The sequence below is a fragment of the Symploca atlantica LB2515 genome, from assembly GCF_052546295.1.
Window position 1 is genome coordinate 437,790 of sequence record NZ_JBQWMT010000001.1, and the last position, 18,771, is coordinate 456,560.

Annotated in this window: 12 protein-coding genes; 7 read left to right on the plus strand and 5 right to left on the minus strand. The window is 45.2% G+C overall.

Going from position 1 to position 18,771, the window contains the following annotated elements; translation table 11 throughout:
• Positions 1-398 precede the first annotated feature (398 nt).
• A complete protein-coding gene (locus ACT7WV_RS01865; RefSeq protein WP_445101265.1) occupies positions 399-2,708 on the plus strand; it encodes a CHASE2 domain-containing protein in 2,310 nt (769 codons plus the stop codon).
• Between the two features lie 126 nt (positions 2,709-2,834).
• Here ACT7WV_RS01865 and glgP read toward each other — a convergent pair whose 3' ends face one another.
• The gene (glgP, locus tag ACT7WV_RS01870; protein WP_445101266.1) at positions 2,835-5,396 is read right to left on the minus strand and encodes an alpha-glucan family phosphorylase; all 2,562 of its coding nucleotides are present in this window, start codon (positions 5,394-5,396) and stop codon (positions 2,835-2,837) included.
• A 425-nt stretch (positions 5,397-5,821) separates the two neighbouring features.
• Here glgP and ACT7WV_RS01875 point away from each other — a divergent pair, with 425 nt between their 5' ends.
• The gene (locus ACT7WV_RS01875) at positions 5,822-5,938 is read left to right on the plus strand and encodes a photosystem II reaction center protein I (protein ID WP_445101267.1); all 117 of its coding nucleotides are present in this window, start codon (positions 5,822-5,824) and stop codon (positions 5,936-5,938) included.
• A gap of 354 nt (positions 5,939-6,292) precedes the next feature.
• Positions 6,293-8,797 carry a DUF3769 domain-containing protein gene (locus ACT7WV_RS01880; protein WP_445101268.1) on the plus strand — a complete coding sequence of 835 codons (2,505 nt, stop codon included), beginning with the start codon at positions 6,293-6,295 and terminating at the stop codon, positions 8,795-8,797.
• A 16-nt stretch (positions 8,798-8,813) separates the two neighbouring features.
• Here the strand turns inward: ACT7WV_RS01880 and ACT7WV_RS01885 are convergent, their stop codons facing one another.
• Entirely contained in the window at positions 8,814-10,724 is a 1,911-nt protein-coding gene (locus tag ACT7WV_RS01885) for a hypothetical protein (RefSeq protein WP_445101269.1), read from the minus strand.
• Between the two features lie 127 nt (positions 10,725-10,851).
• On the opposite strand from ACT7WV_RS01885, the gene ACT7WV_RS01890 reads away from it, so the two are divergent.
• Positions 10,852-14,124 carry an alpha-mannosidase gene (locus ACT7WV_RS01890; RefSeq protein ID WP_445101270.1) on the plus strand — a complete coding sequence of 1,091 codons (3,273 nt, stop codon included), beginning with the start codon at positions 10,852-10,854 and terminating at the stop codon, positions 14,122-14,124.
• 135 nt (positions 14,125-14,259) lie between these two features.
• Here the strand turns inward: ACT7WV_RS01890 and psbN are convergent, their stop codons facing one another.
• Complete coding sequence (gene psbN, locus ACT7WV_RS01895) at positions 14,260-14,391, minus strand: photosystem II reaction center protein PsbN (RefSeq protein ID WP_445101271.1); 132 nt, start codon at positions 14,389-14,391, stop codon at positions 14,260-14,262.
• A gap of 83 nt (positions 14,392-14,474) precedes the next feature.
• Between psbN and psbH the strand changes: the two genes are divergently transcribed.
• Together psbH and ACT7WV_RS01905 are read left to right on the plus strand one after the other, a co-directional pair.
• Positions 14,475-14,678: a photosystem II reaction center phosphoprotein PsbH gene (gene psbH, locus ACT7WV_RS01900; RefSeq protein WP_445101272.1), complete on the plus strand. Its 204-nt coding sequence runs from the start codon at positions 14,475-14,477 to the stop codon at positions 14,676-14,678.
• Between the two features lie 114 nt (positions 14,679-14,792).
• Positions 14,793-15,080: a TatA/E family twin arginine-targeting protein translocase gene (locus tag ACT7WV_RS01905; RefSeq protein ID WP_445101273.1), complete on the plus strand. Its 288-nt coding sequence runs from the start codon at positions 14,793-14,795 to the stop codon at positions 15,078-15,080.
• A 347-nt stretch (positions 15,081-15,427) separates the two neighbouring features.
• Here ACT7WV_RS01905 and ACT7WV_RS01910 read toward each other — a convergent pair whose 3' ends face one another.
• The gene (locus tag ACT7WV_RS01910) at positions 15,428-16,150 is read right to left on the minus strand and encodes a response regulator transcription factor (protein ID WP_445101274.1); all 723 of its coding nucleotides are present in this window, start codon (positions 16,148-16,150) and stop codon (positions 15,428-15,430) included.
• Between the two features lie 511 nt (positions 16,151-16,661).
• Here ACT7WV_RS01910 and ACT7WV_RS01915 point away from each other — a divergent pair.
• Entirely contained in the window at positions 16,662-17,294 is a 633-nt protein-coding gene (locus tag ACT7WV_RS01915; protein WP_445101275.1) for a CPP1-like family protein, read from the plus strand.
• Positions 17,295-17,557: 263 nt separating this feature from the next.
• Here the strand turns inward: ACT7WV_RS01915 and hppD are convergent, their stop codons facing one another.
• On the minus strand, positions 17,558-18,673 hold the full coding sequence (gene hppD, locus ACT7WV_RS01920) for a 4-hydroxyphenylpyruvate dioxygenase (protein ID WP_445101276.1): 1,116 nt from the start codon (positions 18,671-18,673) through the stop codon (positions 17,558-17,560).
• Positions 18,674-18,771: the final 98 nt, after the last annotated feature.

Consider the following 18,771-nt stretch of genomic DNA (forward strand, 5'->3'; position numbering starts at 1 on the left):
ACCCAAAAAAGCTCATTGTCTATTTATTTTTTAAGATCGATGAAAGTCAAGTCCATACTCCTCTACAGCTAGTATGGGCATAGGGAATATGAGGGTAAATCAACAATTAAGCTGTTTTTCTGGATGAGCAGGCTATATCCTAGGAGAAACTTCCCTAACTTCACTAGCGTCAATGGGGAGACGATCACAGGTATTTCTGTGACAAGCAGTTAAAGTTGGTAAGCGTCACTATTTAATTTTGGTCGAAACGCGATGCTGAGGGTGATCTATTGCTTATTTTTTAATTATTAGTTGTAAGTGGTCAGCTTGTGAAAGTGACAAGTGGGAAGTTAACTCCAAACCCCGAATTCCAAAACCAGAGCGGGCTTCAAACAAGCTCAAACACAAAGCTCTCTATCGTGACTAGGCTGTCTACAGTCTCGTCTCGTTTGAAGCGTATCGGTGGCTCTGTGTGGAAAAATCCGGCATTATTAGCCAGTATCGCCGTCACTGGTTTACTGCTGGGAGGTCGTCAACTAGGTCTGTTGCAGGCGTTGGAACTAAGTGCCTTTGACAAGATGATGCAGTTGCAACCAGCCTTACCTCCAGATCCCCGTCTCTTAGTCGTAGAGGTTACCGAGCAAGATCTTAGCGCCCAAAAGGATTGGCCGTTGACTGATGCCGTGATCAATAAACTGCTCAAGCAATTAGAGCAGTATCAACCCGCAGTCATCGGCTTGGATATCTATCGCGATTTACCAGTGCCACCAGGTAATGGAGAATTATCTGAGAGGCTGCAAACAAGCGATCGCATCGTCACGGCCTGTAGAATGAGTAATGCCAAGGATTCAGGCACGTCTCCTCCGCCAGGGGTTCCTGAGCCTCGTGTTGGCTTTATTGATATTGCTCTTGACCCCAGTAGCGTAGTCCGGAGGGGTTTATTATTTGTTGGAGAACCCATTTCTCCCTGTTCCACGACATCTTCTTTTAGCTTTCAACTAGCACGAAAATATCTAGAAACACAACAGGGAATCGAGCCTGAGCTGACTCCAGAAGGACAACTAAAGTTAGGTGAAGTAGTCTTCCATCCATTATTGCCTAACGACGGTGGCTATCAAAACGGAGACACTGGAGGCTACCAAATATTGCTCAATTACCGCTCGGCTAACTCTTTAGCCGAGAGTGTTACTTTAAGTGAGGTACTCAACGAGCAAGTTGACCCCAGTTTAATCAAAGACCGCGTTGTCCTGATTGGTTCTACTGCTCCTAGCCTTAAAGATACCTTCCTTACCCCCTACAACTCTGGTCAACAACACATCAATAAAATGCCAGGAGTTGAAGTACATGGTCAGTTAGTGAGTCAAATTCTGAGTACTGTACTAGATGGGCAACGACTATTTTGGTTTTGGTCGGAGTGGGGAGAAATCTTGTGGATTTGGGGCTGGTCACTTACTGGCGGTCTTCTGGTGCTAATTGCCCGCAATCCTCTACAACTGCTGCTAGGAGAAAGTGCCCTACTTAGTCTGATGTCAGGAACATCGTGGCTGCTCTTTCTCGGAGCCGGATGGGTGCCAGTAGCGGCACCAGCCCTAGGGTTAATTGCCTCCGGTACTGGTGTTGTTATTTACAGTGCCTACCAGGCTAAGCTCAAGCAACAACAAGCGGAGCAAGAGCGTCAATACATTGAGCAAAAAGTTAAGGAACAGGAATTTAATATTCAACAATTGCATGTTCTGCTCAAAGAGAGAAATAATAAACCTCCCTTAACTGAAACAGAAAAGCTATCGACACAAGCAGAGCTACTTCCTGATGACTCAGATGACCCAACTCAGGTGTGGCATTCCGAAGAAAACTCAGATGATGACCCAACGCAAGTCTGGTCTGAAGAGGAGAAAGACAATTTAATCAAGCCCAAAGCATCAACAACAAGGGATGCTAAACTCCTAACTGGACGCTATAAAATCCAACGTGTTCTGGGTTCTGGTGGTTTTGGTCTTACCCATCTCGCAGAAGATATTCATCTACCGGGTTATCCCCAATGTGTGGTCAAGCAGTTAAAACCAGCTTGTCAGGATCCCAAGTTTTTAGCGGTTGCCAGACGTCTCTTTTGCACTGAAGCAGAAATTTTACAAAAATTGGGGAATCATTCTCAAATTCCCCAGCTAATGGCTTATTTTGAAGAAAAGCAAGAATTTTACTTAGTTCAAGAATATATTCAAGGTCATTCTTTAAGCGAAGAACTACAAGCAGATCAACGACTTCCAGAAGCGCAAGTAGTGGAACTACTTAAGGGAGTCTTAGAAATTCTGATGTTTGTCCACCAACATAGCGTTATTCATCGGGATATCAAGCCGGGTAATATTATGCGCCGCGAACCAGACAATAAATTTGTCTTAATTGACTTCGGGGCGGTTAAACAGATTCAATCAGACCAGGAAGCTACGATTGCCATTGGTTCTCGTGGCTATGCACCGCCAGAGCAATATAGTGGACGCCCTAGTTTTGCCAGCGATATTTACGCCTTGGGCATGATTGGAATTCAAGCACTCACTGGTATTGCTCCCTACGATTTGCCTCATTCCGATGATGAGGAAATTAACTGGCGTCCTTTGGCAAAGGTTAGTGATCAATTAGCAATAGTCTTAGATAAAATGGTGCGCTTCAAATCCTTTGAAAGATACCAGTCAGCCAGTTTGGTAATCAAGGAGTTAAAGCTAATTAATACTTGAAAGAAAAGTTAGTGGGTTGTGGGGATAGCAGGTTGCAAGTTAAGAAGTTATCTTGTCAACCTGCGTACCTGCTAAACAAGCAAGTTTTTCGGCCACCTCTCTCTATATAGAGGGCTATACCCTAAATCAAGCCCAGAGTACTAAACCTGTCTCAAAAGAACTCGCAAGATTCTCATGTTTAGGCAACACCCGTAGAGATAAGCCCTGGAGACCGCTGGATTGGTACAAAATATCAGCAGCATAAAAACTGATGTTTTGCTCATCGGTTCCTTGATAATCCATGGTCACCGGTAAACCATTGACAATCTGTCCATCAGCGTCAACTCTGCCCTGATAGAGTTCTACCTGAACATCGTCGGAAGTCAGTCCCCCTAGATTAATTCTGGTTTTGACAGGAAAAGATTGGTTGACCACCAACTCCTCTGATGCAGCTACGTCAATATCTACAATCTTGATGTCGTACCAGCGCTCAAAGAGCTTCTGTTTCCAGTCGGCTAACTCCTTAGCTGCTGTATAAGCATCCCTGGTCATAGTAAAGTAGCGATCGCTTGCTGGGAAATAACCACGTACAGCGTAGTCCCGCAGCATTCGGGCTGTGTTAAAGAAAGGACAGTTGAGCCTGATAGCGTCTTTCATTTTCGCTACCCACCCCCGAGGAATTCCCTCGCCATCACGCTCGTAAAATAGGGGGACAACTTCCTTTTCTAGCAAGTCGTAGAGAGCGTTGGCTTCTACCTCATCCTGGTACTCAGGATCGTCGTAATCCTCCCCGTGACCAATCGGCCAGCCAGTACGCACATAGTCAGCTTCGTTCCACCAGCCATCGAGAATGCTGAGATTGGGCAAGCCGTTCATCGATGCCTTCATCCCAGAAGTTCCAGAGGCTTCCCGAGGACGCCGGGGAGTGTTTAACCAAACATCGCAACCAGCAACCATCAGCCTTGCCAGATGGACATCGTAGCCAGGAACAAAAACCACATGATCCCCGATCCCAGCTTGGCGAGCTGAGTGAATGATTTGGCGGATTAAATCTTTCCCTGGCATATCTTTAGGATGGGCTTTGCCAGCAATGACAAATTGCATTTGCCGCTTTGGGTTACCCATCAAGATTTTCTTAATCCGCTCCATATCCCGCATAAATAAGTCTGCCCGCTTGTAGGTGGCAAACCGACGAGCAAAGCCGATGGTTAAGATATTAGGGTCTAGAACTTCTTGGGCTTGAGCTATCTCACCGGGCGTTGCTCCGCGCTCACTAAGGCGTTTTTTCAAATGTTCCCGTACATACATCACCATTTCTGACCGACAACCCTGGTGATTGCGCCACAACTCTTCATCAGGAATTGAGGTCACACGTTCCCACAGAAGGTCTTCAGAGCCTTTATCTGACCAGCTTGGACCCAAGTAACGGTCATACAATTCCTGGTTGGGCTTGGCGACGACACTACGAGCATGTACACCATTGGTAATGGCAGTAATCGGTACTTCCTGTCGTGGTAAATCTGGCCAGAGTCCGTGGAACATCTCCCGTGACACTTCCCCATGCAACAGAGAGACGCCATTAACAAAGCTGGAGGTTTTGAGGGCTAAGGCTGCCATACTAAAGGGCGATTCCAAATCCCCGGTTTTTTCTCGGCCTAGGGCAAGAAATTCCTCTCTCGATAAGCGAAAGATGTTAGCGTAGTGTCCCACGTAGTACATCGTCTTGTCTGGAGGAAACAAGTCAAATCCGGCAGATACTGGTGTATGGGTAGTAAAGATCTGCGTCGCTTGCGCTACTTGTTTGGCTTGGACAAAGGAGAGACCCTCTTCTTCTATAAGTCGGCGGATGCGCTCTAGAATCAAAAAGGCAGAATGACCTTCATTGAGATGATAAACTGTCGGTTGAATTCCCAACGCTTTTAAGGCTCTGATCCCTCCGATGCCCAACATCATCTCTTGATGAATCCGCATATCTAGGTCACCACCATACAATTGGTCGGTGATATCGTGGTCGTAGGGATTGTTGGGTTCGATATTAGTGTCGAGCAAATACAGAGATACAGTCCCTACCTGCACGCGCCAGACACGGGCATAGACAGTACGACCTGGATAGTCTACTTCAATCCGCAATTCTGAACCATCAGGATGACGCTCCAGGTACAGTGGCATATTGTAGAAGTCGTTGATCGGATAGTGTTCCTGCTGCCAGCCATCAGCATTGAGGTACTGAGCAAAATAGCCTTCTTGGTAAAGCAAACCAACTGCAACAAGAGGCAAACCTAGATCCGAAGCTGATTTTAGATGGTCACCAGCAAGAACACCTAAACCACCTGAGTAAATTGGTAGGCAATCAACCAAACCATACTCTGCACAGAAGTAGGCATAGCATTCTTTAACTTCGCTTTTGCCTCGATGTTTGCGATACCAAGTCCGTTCTTGCAGATACTCGTCCAACTGTCGAGACGCTCTTTCCATTTGCGCCAGAAAGCCATCGTCTTCAGCAACCTCACTCAGTCGTTCTTGGCTAATGATACCCAGAATCAAGGCCGGGTTATGGTGGCTAGACTCCCACAAGTCAGGGTCTAAACGTCGGAATAAATCTTTAGTCTCGAAGTTCCAATCCCAATGTAAATTATGAGCGAGCTTCCGTAATGGTTGAAGCTGCTGTGGCAGGTTAGGAGAGACATTAAAAGTGCGAATTGGCTGCATAGAGCGAGAAGTCCCAAGTCTTACACGGTTAACATTTTGTACTTATGGAGGTCAGAAACTTTTAATACTGTCTTACTGATTGAAACTTGCAGTTTTCCACTAGTTATGCGGGGAAAAAGTTACTCCGTTTGATCATGCCATTCTCAAAGCTAACCATCAGTTGTTGTAAAATGCCACTCTTGGAAGCTCTTTTTTTAGCTGGAAAAACCACCATCAGTTAACAAAGAGGAGCAAGCAGAGAAAACCCTCAAAATGATGCAGCAAGTGACCTGCTCAACAGATTAACACTGAACTGTCTCAGAGAATTGAGTTAGCTAGTTTAGTACCATGACCGAAAAGTAAGCCGCCTTTGGGTATGATATGATGGGTGACCTTTATGGTAACCCCTAAGAAATTCAACTGTTGATACTCTGGAAAATATAAACATGCTGACCCTCAAAATAGTTGTATACGCCGTTGTCGGTTTCTTCATTGCTTTATTTGTCTTTGGCTTCTTGTCAAACGACCCTGCTCGTAACCCCAATCGCCGGGATTTGGACTAGATAGGATTTTTTTGATCCCTCACTTTGGTCAAGGGGCGAGGTGTACCTCGCCCTTTTTCAAGGTTCGGCGCGGTTATTGCTGATCCAATTGGAGATTTTAGGTTAGAGATTTGAGCCTTGGTTAAACTAAATCGACGTATCACTCAATTCCGAATTGGCAATTTTTTAGATATGAGATTAGGGTTGATTGGTGGAAAAGCAAAAAATTGTGCATCTAACCAGTAACCTCAATAGCAAATCCTAAATCTCAGGATCTTAGGGAGCTTAAAATAAATAATCCCAAATCCTAAATTTCTCATCCCCATGTGATGGTTAACATCTAGGTGCTTTCCCTTCGACTCTGAGTCTTGAAAGATGCCCCAACCAGTTCAACCGCCTGAAATCCCTGCAATAGTTAGATATATAAGCTCTGAGGAACTCGCCATTCTAGATGATTCCTCTAGGAACATCTCAGGTTCATTAAAAAACCAACCCCTGGCAACAACTCCACCATCTACACCGATTCCTTCAGAAAGTTTTGTACCTAATTCTTCCTTATTGACAACTGCTCAAAATGCCGCAGCCCTTGGGCCTCCAATTTCCCTAGGTTATTCTCTACAATCGGCAAGTGAGGTAAGTTACCATCTCCATAGCTCTACTACTACGGCAAGCCTAAGGCAGAGCAAGAGAATGGGAGAAGAACACTCCTCCCCCCTGAAAGATGACTATACTCAGGCTGAGTTGTCGGCAACAAGCTCAACCCCAATTGTTGATAATGCGTATATTCATTTCCACCTGCGCAACCAAGCTACAGTACCAAAGGTGCAGATTCTTCTAACTCAAGAGCGTGGGGGAGAGGTTAGAGAATTTGAATTTAATGCCCCCCAGCCAACTACTCAACCTTCGCCAGAACAAGAGGCTAAACCAGCACTAGAAGAGGGTGAAGCTGCACCCCAACCATCTCCAGTTCCAGAGTCGGAGACAACTGTACCAACTAATCCCTTAAGTGACAATAGCGTCATTGAACTGACCGCAGATCGACAAGAATACGACGAACAAAGACAAATAATTACAGCCGAAGGTAATGTTGTTTTGCGATTCCAGGGTGCCTTAGTTGATGCTGATCGCCTCCAAGTTAACTTACCGAATCGGATCATCGTTGCTGAAGGCAATGTCGCTCTAACGAGAGAAGGACAAGTACTGCGGGGAGAAAGATTTGAGTATTACTTTGTCCAGGACAGTGGTGTTGTTTTGAATGCTAGTGGTGAGGTTTATCCTGCCACTGAGGAGAGTGCTGCTACACCAGAACGGCGACTGGTGAGCGATCGCATTACCAGCAACCAACCCTTACAAGGGATAACTAATCCTGGCGGTTATTCCTTCGGATTTGGTGCTTCTGTAGATGTAGACTCGGAAACAGGAGCAACCCAGCCTAGTCTAACTGGTCTGGAATCCGGTGGAAATATTAACCGCTTGCGCTATCAAGCTGATCGGATTGATTTTGAAGGCAAAGAAGCGATCGCGACTAATGTCAGAATTACCAACGACCCCTTTTCACCACCAGAGTTAGAGTTACGGGCAAATACGGCTCGATTTCGACGGATTGCACCTTTGGTCGATGAAGTGGTTGCCTCAAAACCCCGCATCGTTTTTGATCAAGGTTTTTCCTTACCAACATTTCGCAATCGTATTGTGATTGATCGCCGTGAACGAGAGCCCAGTCTATTCAACATAGGTTTTGATGACGATGATCGTGGTGGTTTGTTTATTGAGCGCGGTTTTAATCTAATCAGCAATCCCAACTGGAGATTAAAAGTTACACCACAATACTTTGTCCAGAAAGCAATTTTTGGGGATAGTGATGGTGACGGTGGTGGTGTGATCAACCCCTCAGCGTTTGGTCTTAAAGCTAGACTTGATGGCACTTTCAGTCCACGAACAACACTAGTGGGGTCTGCGGTTCTAACTAGTTTGGATCCAGGTGAATTAGAAGACGAGGCACGAGCAAGTGTAAGACTACGGCAAGTTATCGGCACTAGTCTCCCTCATAACCTTAATTTGGAATATAGTTACCGCGATCGCCTCTTCAACGGCTCCCTTGGCTTTCAGACTGTTCAGAGTAGCCTAGGTGCGGTGATAACTTCACCGGTGATTCCTCTAGGTAGAACTGGCATCAACCTAAATTATCAGGCAGGTGTTCAGCTGATCAACGCTAGAACAGACCAAAGAGACTTGCTAGGATTAGAACTTTTTGAACCATTTCCGGAAAACTACCGAGTAAACCTGACCCGTTATCAAGGCACTGCTACTCTAAGTAAAGCTTTTTTGCTCTGGCAGGGTCAGGCTTTGCCAGCTACAGCCACGGAGGGATTGCGATATACACCAGCACCAGTAACCCCCTACCTGGCACTAAGCACGATTGTTAGCGGTGTTGGTAGTGCTTATAGTAATGGCGATACCCAGGAATCTCTTAGTGGCACGATTGGTATAGTCGGACAACTCGGTCATTTTTCAAGGCGGTATTTTGACTTCACCGGTTTTAACCTCAGTTATACAAAAGTAGCACTGGGTAACCTGTCACCTTTTCTCTTTGACCGAGTTGCAGATAGCAGCGTCCTTTCCGGTGGCATCACCCAACAAATCTATGGCCCATTTAGAGTAGGTTTCCAGACATCATTAAATTTAGAGACTGGAGACGAAATCAGCACAGACTTGTTTGTGGAATACAGCCGTCGTACCTACAATATTCTCTTGCGGTACAATCCAGTCCAGCAACTTGCTTCGATCAACCTGCGGATTAACGACTTTAACTGGACAGGTAATCCGGGGCTCTTTGATGGTTCTGAGGTGCGTCCTGTAATCCAGGGAGTAACTCAATAAAACTCAAACACCAACCCTAGCTACCAGATCCTAACCGTTTTAACCACCGCCAAACTTTCATCACTAGCTCCTCAATCCAGAGTAGAGTGCTGTCTAACCGCTCTAGTAATTGCTCTAGTGGGTGCTTAACGTAGCCTGTTGGGGTTGCCGGAGTTTCAATCCAGTTTTCCCCTGACTCGAAGGGTGCTTCTGGCACAGTACTAGAAGGAGTAGTAATTACATTATTCACTACCTCCCGTTGTGTGACACTTTGGCTACGGGAACCCACCAGGGTTGAGGAGAGAGGATTGGGTACACTGGTAACGAGTTCTTGAGGTTGGGGTTTAGTCGTATCAAAGGCTGACTGCTTATTGTTAGCAGGTGCTGATAGCTTTCCTGGAGACTGCTTGCGACCAAAGTAACGCTTGACAATACGCTGAACGGAATTTCCTTTTACAGGAGGTATACTGCCCTGAAAAGCCCTGGGTAGTCGAGCTTGATCTTGGTTTTCAGCAAGGGAGAAGATAGGATTTCGAGCCAATTCCCGTGTCTCTGATTTGCCAAATAAATCCTTTGAGGTTAACCAAGGATCGGGAACATTTTTATCTACTTGTTTTGTAGCAGGTAAAATTTCCCCAGCAGTAGAAGCAAAAGAGGGAAGATTTTGAGGTAAATTGCCCGAAAAACCAGCAGATCCGTCAAACACAGGAGTGCCTAAGTTAGGATTACGCCCCTCTTCTGGAAAGTTTCCGGCGACGGTTGATGGTGACGGATCTGCCTCATCAAGACGCCTCGAACTAACTCTGCCAAAAAAGTAGTCAATTGCAGCGTAAATTAAGGCTTGAATCTTAAATAAATTAGTCCGAGAGGCATCGGGAGATTTGACTGATGCTGCCGATGTGATAGATGATTCTCTTGACCTGGGTGAGAGTAGTCTCTGAATATTCCCGCTAAGGCCGGGTTTAGCTAGATCACGCCTCTCTAAGCCGACTTGAGATTCTGGAACTAACTGATGTGATGTCCTCTGATCAACAGCGTCATTAAGGGAAGTGCTAGTTGAATGGAGTTGTATGTCACTAGTTTGGTTTGTATCCTGAGAAACAGGGACAAGGGCGGATTCTCCAAACAGATTTGCTGTCACCGCCACAGGGCTAGTCTGCACCCAAGCCATTAAACGCCAGAAAAGCCTTGCTGGTGGAAAAACTGGAGGACCATCCAAGTTAGCAAACCGACGCTGAGATTTGTTCAGATCCGGCGGAAAAACTAGACGCCTACGACGCATTAGGTCAGCTATTTCCCAACTAATTCTAGAGGATAGTTTTTGTTGCTGCTGGGGTGTCAAAATATCCAAAATGCGATTATGTACAACCACTATCACCAGAGTGCGTTCTGGCAAAAGACTCGCGATGCCTTGAATCACAAAATCTTGATTAGCTTGAGTGGCACTTTGAGAGGTTGCAGTTTGGGGGATTACAGGTGGCAGGCTAGTTGGGATTGCTTTTTTCCGATTTTTTTCCCAGCTAATAATTACTGCATACTCGGTATTTGCTAACTCTTGAGTAACTTGTAGAGACTGGTCTAAAGATGCTATCTGAGAAGCCGAAGTTGTTGATAAACCTTCCCTGACTATTTTTTTAGTAACTTTCAACCGCTCTAATACTTGCACAATCGCAGCATCTGAATTCGCTGGATTTTCTGGAGGTTGGGATTGGGTTAATGTCTTTAATTTAGGTAATCCTGATTTGAGTACCCATGAGATTCGAGGTCCAATTGATAGAGCTGTTTGTACTAGCAGGTATAGCGGATACAGTAGAATTTGCGTCCCCCAAATGGCGGCGACTTTTAGATGCCTTGCTGCGCGCCAACCTTGATCAGCTAATCGCCGAGATTGCCGGTTAAGAAAATTCAATAATCTGCTGCGGTAGCGGCCAGGGGGGGCAGAGGGCATGGTAGTTAGTTACTCAATGGTAAATTAGGTAGATTAACTTGTGATCTGGCAAACTGTCAGCCTTAGTATGCTACGACCAGCTCCTTAACTACAAAAAAATTAGAGGTGCAATGATTTTATCGAAAAGATGACCCAACCCGTGACCTCAAATGCTGAAATACGTCAAATTAACGAAGCCGTTGACAGACTACTCGCCTTGACTCAAGTCAAGGTTCAAAACTGCTGGCTATTTCGTTTAGAAGACTTACCTGTGGCTGTGGCTACTCAATCTCAACGGTGGCAAAATTGGTCAATTGCCCAGCCTAATAGCAAAGGTTACATTATTTGGTCAGCTGGGCATCAAGTGATCTGGCTAGGTCAAAGTTGGGTGATTCCCCAAGATTTACAAGGCTATATTTTAGCGGGTTCAACTTTACGGTTAGTACTGACTTGGTGGGCTCAAGATGCCCAAATTTTTGTCAATGGTCAACTAGTGCATACTGGGGATTTATTTGATTCTTCAGCCAGAGTGGTGCTAAGTTCAGCTGTAGTGCCAGGGGAAGAAGTTACGGTAGCCTTGCGGTTAGTTAGTCCTGGTCACGATATTGGCGGATTGATGCGCTCATTTTTGTTATACGAAGCTAGGGATCAACTCGATCCGGGCTTTGTCGCTAATGAACTAGCTGTCTTGTGCAAGTATGTAGCAGCTTTTGAGCCAGAAAAATTAGGCGCGCTGGCGACAACTGTAGCTGAAATTGATTGGGAAGTTGTCTCAGATCAGGAAAAATTTGCCTGCTCACTTTCTACCCTACGCCGGAATCTCCAAGCACTGGTAGAAAAACAGCATGTTTCTTCACCCAAACAACGCCGTATTCAGATGCTAGGTCATGCTCACCTCGATATGGCTTGGCTGTGGACGGTAAGCGAAACTTGGGATGTGGCTGTGCGCACTTTCACCTCAGTATTGCAGCTACAGCAAGAATTCCCCAGTCTGACATTCTGCCATACTACACCAGCACTTTATTCTTGGATAGAACAGCATCGCCCTGACCTATTTGCTGCTATTAAACAACAAATCGCAGCAGGTCGCTGGGAAATTGTGGGCGGCATGTGGGTAGAGCCAGAATTAAATTTAATCAATACTGAATCTATTGTTCGGCAGGTTCTCTACGCCCAACGTTACGTCCAAGAGAAATTTGGTCAGTTAAGCAAAGTGGCATGGGTAACTGATAGCTTTGGTTTTCCTTGGCAACTGCCACAAATTCTCAAGCAAGGTGGCATTGAATACTTGGTCACGCAAAAGCTACATTGGAATGACACTACGAAGTTTCCCTACGGTGCCTTTTGGTGGCAATCGCCTGATGGGTCGCAAATTTTTAGTATTATGTCTCCTCCCAACATCACTGGGGTTATGGATACTAATCCTATAACCATGGCAGATTATGCCATTGATTGGGAAATTCAGACTAATCTTCAAGACGCCTTCTGGTTACCTGGTGTGGGGGATCATGGCGGTGGGCCTAGCCGGGATATGTTGGAGGTGGCTGCACGTTGGCAACACTCCCCCTTCTTCCCGCGCTTGGAGTTTACTACGGCCGAGAGCTACTTGCAGCAGATTAGTAGCCAATTAAGGCAACAGCAGGGAGATCAAACAGATAACCAGAAAGGTGAAATCCCTTCTCCATCCCCAAATTACTCAATTCCCATCTGGAATGATGAATTATATCTAGAATTCCATCGCGGTTGCTACACCACTCATGCCGACCAAAAGCGCTGGAATCGTTTGTGTGAGGGGTTATTGTACCAAGCAGAACTCTTTGCTTCTCTGGCAACCATAATTACTGGCATCAGCTATCCCAAAAGGCAGCTAGAACAGGCTTGGAAGAAACTGTTATTTAACCAATTCCACGACATTTTACCAGGAACATCCATTCCCGAAGTCTTTGTAGAGGCTAATCAGGCTTGGCAGGAAGTGGAGCAAGTTGCTTCAGAGATTTTAGCAGAGTCTTTAGGAGTGATCGCCTCTCAAATTACCTTACCATCACCACCACAACCAGACGCCCAACCCCTTGTTGTCTTCAATCCCCTTAATTGGCAGCGTTCAGAAATTGTTGCTGTTGCCCTAAATACCTCAACTATCAAACTCCACCCTGACACAATTGAACATTGGCAAGTTTACGATCTTTCAGGTCAGGAAATACCTTCTCAGCTTGCTGAAAAATCGACGCTACTGTTTGAGGCGTTAGATGTGCCTTCTGTGGGGTATCGTGTCTTTTGGTTGTGCTGTGGTGATCATGGGACAAAGCCAGGTACTCAATCGCCAGCAGACTTTATTTTAGAAAACGAAAATCTGCGAGTAATTGTTGACCCAGACACTGGGAATTTGACCAGTGTTTTTGACAAAATTCATCAGCGAGAAGTCATCAGGGGTGCTGGCAATCAGCTACAAGCTTTCCAAGATGAGGGTCAGTACTGGGATGCCTGGAACATTGACCCTAACTATGAGCAGCACCGCTTACCCTCAACCCAGTTAAAATCTATCCAATGGATAGAAAGAGGTTGGCTACGTCAGCGTCTGCGAGTTGTGCGGCAATTAGGGCAATCGCAGTTCCAGCAGGATTATATCTTAGATACTCACTCACAGCTTCTCAAAATTGAGACAGTCGTAGACTGGCAGGAAAAACATGTTTTAGTTAAAGCGGCTTTCCCTCTAAATTTAGAAACCAACCAGGCTACCTATGAGATTGCTGGCGCAGCTATCCAACGTCCTACAAACCCCCAAACAGCAGCCGAGGGAGCAAAATGGGAAGTCCCGGCTCTACATTGGGCAGATCTGAGTGAGTCTACTTACGGTGTCAGCTTGCTCAATGATGGCAAATATGGCTACGATGCGCAATCTTCTCAATTGCGCCTGACGTTACTGCGAAGTCCTACTTGGCCGGATCCGCAAGCTGACCTAGGTATCCATCAATTTACTTATGCTCTCTATCCTCACGGCGGCAACTGGTCTGCTGCTGGTACGGTGCAACGGGGTTATGAACTAAATCTACCACTGCAAGTTGTGGTTAAATATCCTCTAAGAACTGGCAGTACGTTATTAAATCCAATTAGTCGGTTACTAGATTTATCTTCCCCTAATCTGGTCTTGCAGGCTGTTAAGCAATCAGAAGACTTCCCAGAGCAATGGATTGTGCGGTGTTACGAATGCCAAGGAGAGTCAGCTAATTTTTCTTTGGAGGGTGATTTGAATTTGAGAGTGAGCCACGCTGTAGATTTATTAGAGAGACAGGTAAACTTGCCCCAAACTCCAGTTTTTGACTCTGATGAGCAGTACGTTGGAGAAACTTTCCAGGTTGCGCCTTGGCAAATAGCTAGCTTCAGGATTTTAGGGAATCTCGAAGACTTCCCTGCGTCTCACTAGTGATAAATAGTTAAACTCTCACAACATCCCCATGAAAATTGAGAATTGGGGAAATTTTGGTTGTTCGGTTGTGGTCACCGTGACGGCTGAAGCTAGACACTGGGCAGTAATAAATTTTTAGCGACTAACCACCTATTAGTCTTCGTGATCTTCAAAAGGATCGTTGAGTTGAGCAGAAGGCGGTCCAAACGAGGTGTAGATAGAGAAGCCAGTAATCGCAATAACAATAACGCCTAGAGAAATGCTAAGAACTGTTGCGGTTTCCATGTTTAAATAAATTGTGAATCCTATTATCCTATAATATTACAGAACATTACAAAACACCGATCAAAATTAATCATAGGTGACCTATGGCACAACAGACGCGGCTAGGAAATCTTCTCAGACCACTGAACTCTGAGTATGGTAAGGTCGCCCCTGGTTGGGGTACTACGCCACTAATGGCATTCTTTATGCTGCTATTTTTCCTCTTTTTAGTGATTATCTTGCAGATTTACAACTCCTCATTGCTGATTAACGGCGTAGATGTCGATTGGAGAAGCTTAGGCCAGTAGTCTGGATACGGCAAACTAAAATCACTATTCTACTCCCCGGCTCGTCCGGGTTTTTTCGTAAGTTCTATACTGGGGACTGGGACTAGCACTCGAAAAATCGCAGGAGGTTGTTAAGTGAACGTTTTTGGTATAGGTCTACCGGAAATGGCGTTGATTCTGGTCGTTGCCTTATTGGTATTTGGACCAAAAAAGCTGCCCGAAATTGGTAAAAGTTTAGGCAAGGCAATTCGAGGTTTTCAAGAAGCTTCCAAGGAGTTTGAAAGCGAGTTTAATCGTGAAGCTCAACAGCTAGAGCAAGCAGTGAAGCAGCCCAAACTTCAGGAAGCTGAAGAAGTTGCGACCAATCAGACTAATGCAGCTGAGTCTAACAATCACGCTGTTACTTCCTCTCAACAAAGCTAAAACCGATGCTTAGAATCCCTTAAAGCCCGCTTTGGCGGGCTTTAAGTTTTAAGGTGTGGTTTAACGGAAGGCTATGTACCAGTTGTTAACCTGTTACCTAATTTAGTTCCAGACTTTATTTCCACCAAAAGACATCGATAAAAATGTATCAGCAAATTTTGCTTGAGCAGGCTATCTCTTTTAAGAGCCAACTCCACTAATTTTTCACCCTAATCGGGATATTATTAGCCAAGCTAAGGGTGGCAGCATACGATCTTTGCAAAAAAATAAGCTCAGCACTTTCTTAACTAGCAGCAATTGCCAGTTAAACTCCAACAGATATCCTGCTGAGACTTTTTCAAACGGCTCTACTTGATATCTGATTTGCCATTCTTTGGCTGAGAAGGAGCCTCAAATTTATAGCCGACGCCCCGCACTGTTTGGATTAAGGAAGGCTGACTAATATCCACCTCAATTTTACGGCGAATTTGACCGATATGAACGTCAACTACCCGTTGGTCTCCTACATAGTCGTATTCCCAAACTTCCTGGATTAGTTCAGAACGACGCAACACCCGACCAGGATGACAGGCCAGGTAATGGAGTAGATCAAATTCCAAGGCGGTTAAAGGCACGATTTCCTCTTTAATGGTCACCTCTCGACGACCTGGATCAATAACTAAATCCTCGAATACGAGGCGTTTAGATTCAGTGGCTGTAACAACCCGCCGACGCCTCATAATCGCGCCGACTCTGTTTTCTAGTTCTTGTAAATCGAAAGGCTTAGTTATGTAATCGTCGCCACCTTGTTGAAACCCTTGGCGTTTGTCAGCGGCGTCTGACCTACTAGTGAGAAATAGGACAAAGACGTCAGTGCGGTTTTGCATTTCCTGACACAAGTTATAACCAAGGGCATCAGGTAGATTCACATCCAGAATTACTAGATCTGGGTTGAACTGTTCAAATATCGATAAAGCTGTCTGACCATTATGAGCAGACTGCACTTGATAGTTCTTCTGACTTAAAAAGCGTTGAATTAGATTTCTGATTGCCGGGTCATCATCCACGACAAGAATCTTGGCAGAGGCCATGGGCATAACTTTCCACGGAGAACTGGAGCTCGAATCAAGACGCAAGGTTTTTGACACAACAGGTGCCTAGTGCATTTTAGTCAATTATCGTCGTAGAATTGGGGGATGCCAATAGCTGTTGATATCATTCCTCGGTAATGCAGTTGTGCAATTTTCCAAGATCAGGAATACTTTTGGCAATTGAAGCAAGTTTGTTTGGTAATGGTAAGTGGGCAGCATCTCACTTTTGTAAGCGTACTGTAGATATACATACTTAAGCTGTAGCCTTCCGGATTTTACACCCGATTTTTGGCGGAACTTGTTTGCTCTGGGCATCGCTTGTCTCGCCGAATACTTGTACTCGGAGATCAGGCTAAACTATCTTTCAGAGGAACTAGTACGACACTCACCAATAACTAAGCTGTTACCCGCAAACAGCAGTATAAAGCGTCAACAGTTCTTAACTAAGATATAACCAGTGTAGAGTCACTGTCATAAAGAGTGAAAATAAGGGATGTTTCGGAGGTTTTGAATGACGGATCAAAATCCCTATGAAAAACTTGGGGTCACCGAAGATGCTTCTTTTGATGAAATCCAAGATGCTAAAGGGCGTCTAATGCAACAGCATCGCCATGATAAAAAGCTTGTAGAGAGCGTGGAAGCTGCCTATGATGCGATTATCATGGATCGCCTGCGTATGCGCCAAGAGGGAAAAATTAAGGTTCCGGAACGCATTCGTTTTCCGGAGAAAACCTATCAATCTCAGCCGAGTTTTCCTCAAGTGCCGATGGATGGTTCTCCGGCTTGGTTACAAGAACTACTGGATACACCAACTGCCAGCGATATAATCTGGCCAGGTGTCTCATTCTTGGCATTGGCAAGTCTGAGTGTTTTTTATTCGGCTCCTGGTAGTGAATCAACTCTACCGTTGGTCTTGGCGTTAGGCTTCGGATGTAGTATTTACTTTGTCAATCGCAAAGAGCAAAAATTTTGGCGAGCTGTTTTACTCACTCTAATCGGTCTACTTATCGGCTTTGGATTGGGCAGCTGGTTAGGCAGTTTAATGGGGACGCCAATCGCCGGTATTAATGATTTAACCAGTGAAAAGTTTGCCACCTTGGTGACTTTTTTCATTCTTTGGTTGATTAGTAGCTTTCTACGTTAAGCAAACCAAAGTAACTTTTGATTTGAGATTGATGTGGAGAAAGCTAGCGGTAGTTCTGCCAATGCTTTTACCATCATCAAAATAATCATGCTTTTTAATCGTCCCATTGAAGGTAACACAATGTAAAATTTTATTAAAAATAATTAATCCACCGAAATAGGCAACCAAGTTACTTGCTGTACAAGATCGACATTTAGCCCATCTCAGAGCTGTAGAGACCGCAGATGGGCTAGAAGCAGTTTAATCGGGTTGTTGTCTCCTAGTTACTTTGTACTCAAGCTTCCTCTTTGGAGCTGTTCCCGCTCAATGGCTTCAAACAAAGCACGAAAATTTCCTTCCCCAAAACCTTTTGCTTGTTGGCGACGCTCAATTACCTCAAAAAATAGAGTAGGCTCTCTAAAAATTGGCTGGCTAAAAGTCTGAAGCAATAAGGCTTTGGGGTGTTCTTGCTGCCAATCAACCAAAATTTGTTGAGCCGCAATTTCTGCCCATTCCTTTAAGTCAAAGGGGTATCGCTGCTCCAGTTGAGTGTAATAGCTAGGGGGAACCTCAATAAACGGTAGACCTTGAGACCGAAGTTGGGCGACTGCCTGTAGAATATTGCTAGTACGCAAGGCAATATGCTGTATGCCTGGCCCCTGATTCACATTCAGAAATTCCTGAATCTGAGAATTAGCCGAAGTTGGTTCATTGATCGGCAATTGTACCCCTTCACCAGGATGAACCATTACCTGAGAGCATAAGCCAGATTGCTCAGTTTTGATCGCAAACATCTGTTGTGGAAGGAATCCCAAAACCTCTTGATACCAGCGTGCCGCTTGCCCTAAATCACCAGCCGCCACATTGAGCACCACATGATCAATGTTAGTAAACAACTGTAAGGGATGGCAATTGCCCTCAATTTTCTGGTTTTTCAGAGGGAGTACTTCGCTACTATTGGTATCTTCAACCCAGTCCACCGGGGTTGGTATCCAGGACATTTCACCAATAGCACTACGTTCCAGAATCGTGTGAGTCAGTGATCCCCAAGCAGCAAATTTGCCCCACTTGAGACTTCCCCCACCCAAAGAGCATTCCCGAACTGGTTGCAGGACGTCAACACCGTGTTTCAGAGCTCTTTTGATCAACACTGCGACATCCTGGACGAGAAAAGCTAAGTCTGCAACACCGGGGGGATGCCTACTCAAAAACTTAGCAATCGGACTAGTTGAGTTTCTGGGTGAAGATAAAACAAAGTAAATTGAGCCGCTGTTGACCACTTCCGTGCGAGTGTGACTGCTGCTACCGCTGGCAACTAATTGAAAGCCTAGGAGCTGAACGAACCAGTTACGGAGCGCTCTGGCATCTTCAACATAGAAGTGAACGTGATCAATTTTCATTAGTGGTAGAAATCCAGTCTAAAAGCTTACCTGATTGTAAATTCTGCCTTTTTTCTGGGATTTACAGGCCACTCCTGAGACAGAATCGCCCAAAATCA

Excerpts from the sequence above, each read along its gene's own strand:
- glgP (WP_445101266.1), bottom strand. The coding sequence starts at position 5,396 with ATGCAGCCAATTCGCACTTTTAATGTCTCTCCTAACCTGCCACAGCAG.
- ACT7WV_RS01875 (WP_445101267.1), top strand. The coding sequence starts at position 5,822 with ATGCTGACCCTCAAAATAGTTGTATACGCCGTTGTCGGTTTCTTCATT.
- ACT7WV_RS01880 (WP_445101268.1), top strand. The coding sequence starts at position 6,293 with ATGCCCCAACCAGTTCAACCGCCTGAAATCCCTGCAATAGTTAGATAT.
- ACT7WV_RS01885 (WP_445101269.1), bottom strand. The coding sequence starts at position 10,724 with ATGCCCTCTGCCCCCCCTGGCCGCTACCGCAGCAGATTATTGAATTTT.
- ACT7WV_RS01890 (WP_445101270.1), top strand. The coding sequence starts at position 10,852 with ATGACCCAACCCGTGACCTCAAATGCTGAAATACGTCAAATTAACGAA.
- psbN (WP_445101271.1), bottom strand. The coding sequence starts at position 14,391 with ATGGAAACCGCAACAGTTCTTAGCATTTCTCTAGGCGTTATTGTTATT.
- psbH (WP_445101272.1), top strand. The coding sequence starts at position 14,475 with ATGGCACAACAGACGCGGCTAGGAAATCTTCTCAGACCACTGAACTCT.
- ACT7WV_RS01910 (WP_445101274.1), bottom strand. The coding sequence starts at position 16,150 with ATGGCCTCTGCCAAGATTCTTGTCGTGGATGATGACCCGGCAATCAGA.
- ACT7WV_RS01915 (WP_445101275.1), top strand. The coding sequence starts at position 16,662 with ATGACGGATCAAAATCCCTATGAAAAACTTGGGGTCACCGAAGATGCT.
- hppD (WP_445101276.1), bottom strand. The coding sequence starts at position 18,673 with ATGAAAATTGATCACGTTCACTTCTATGTTGAAGATGCCAGAGCGCTC.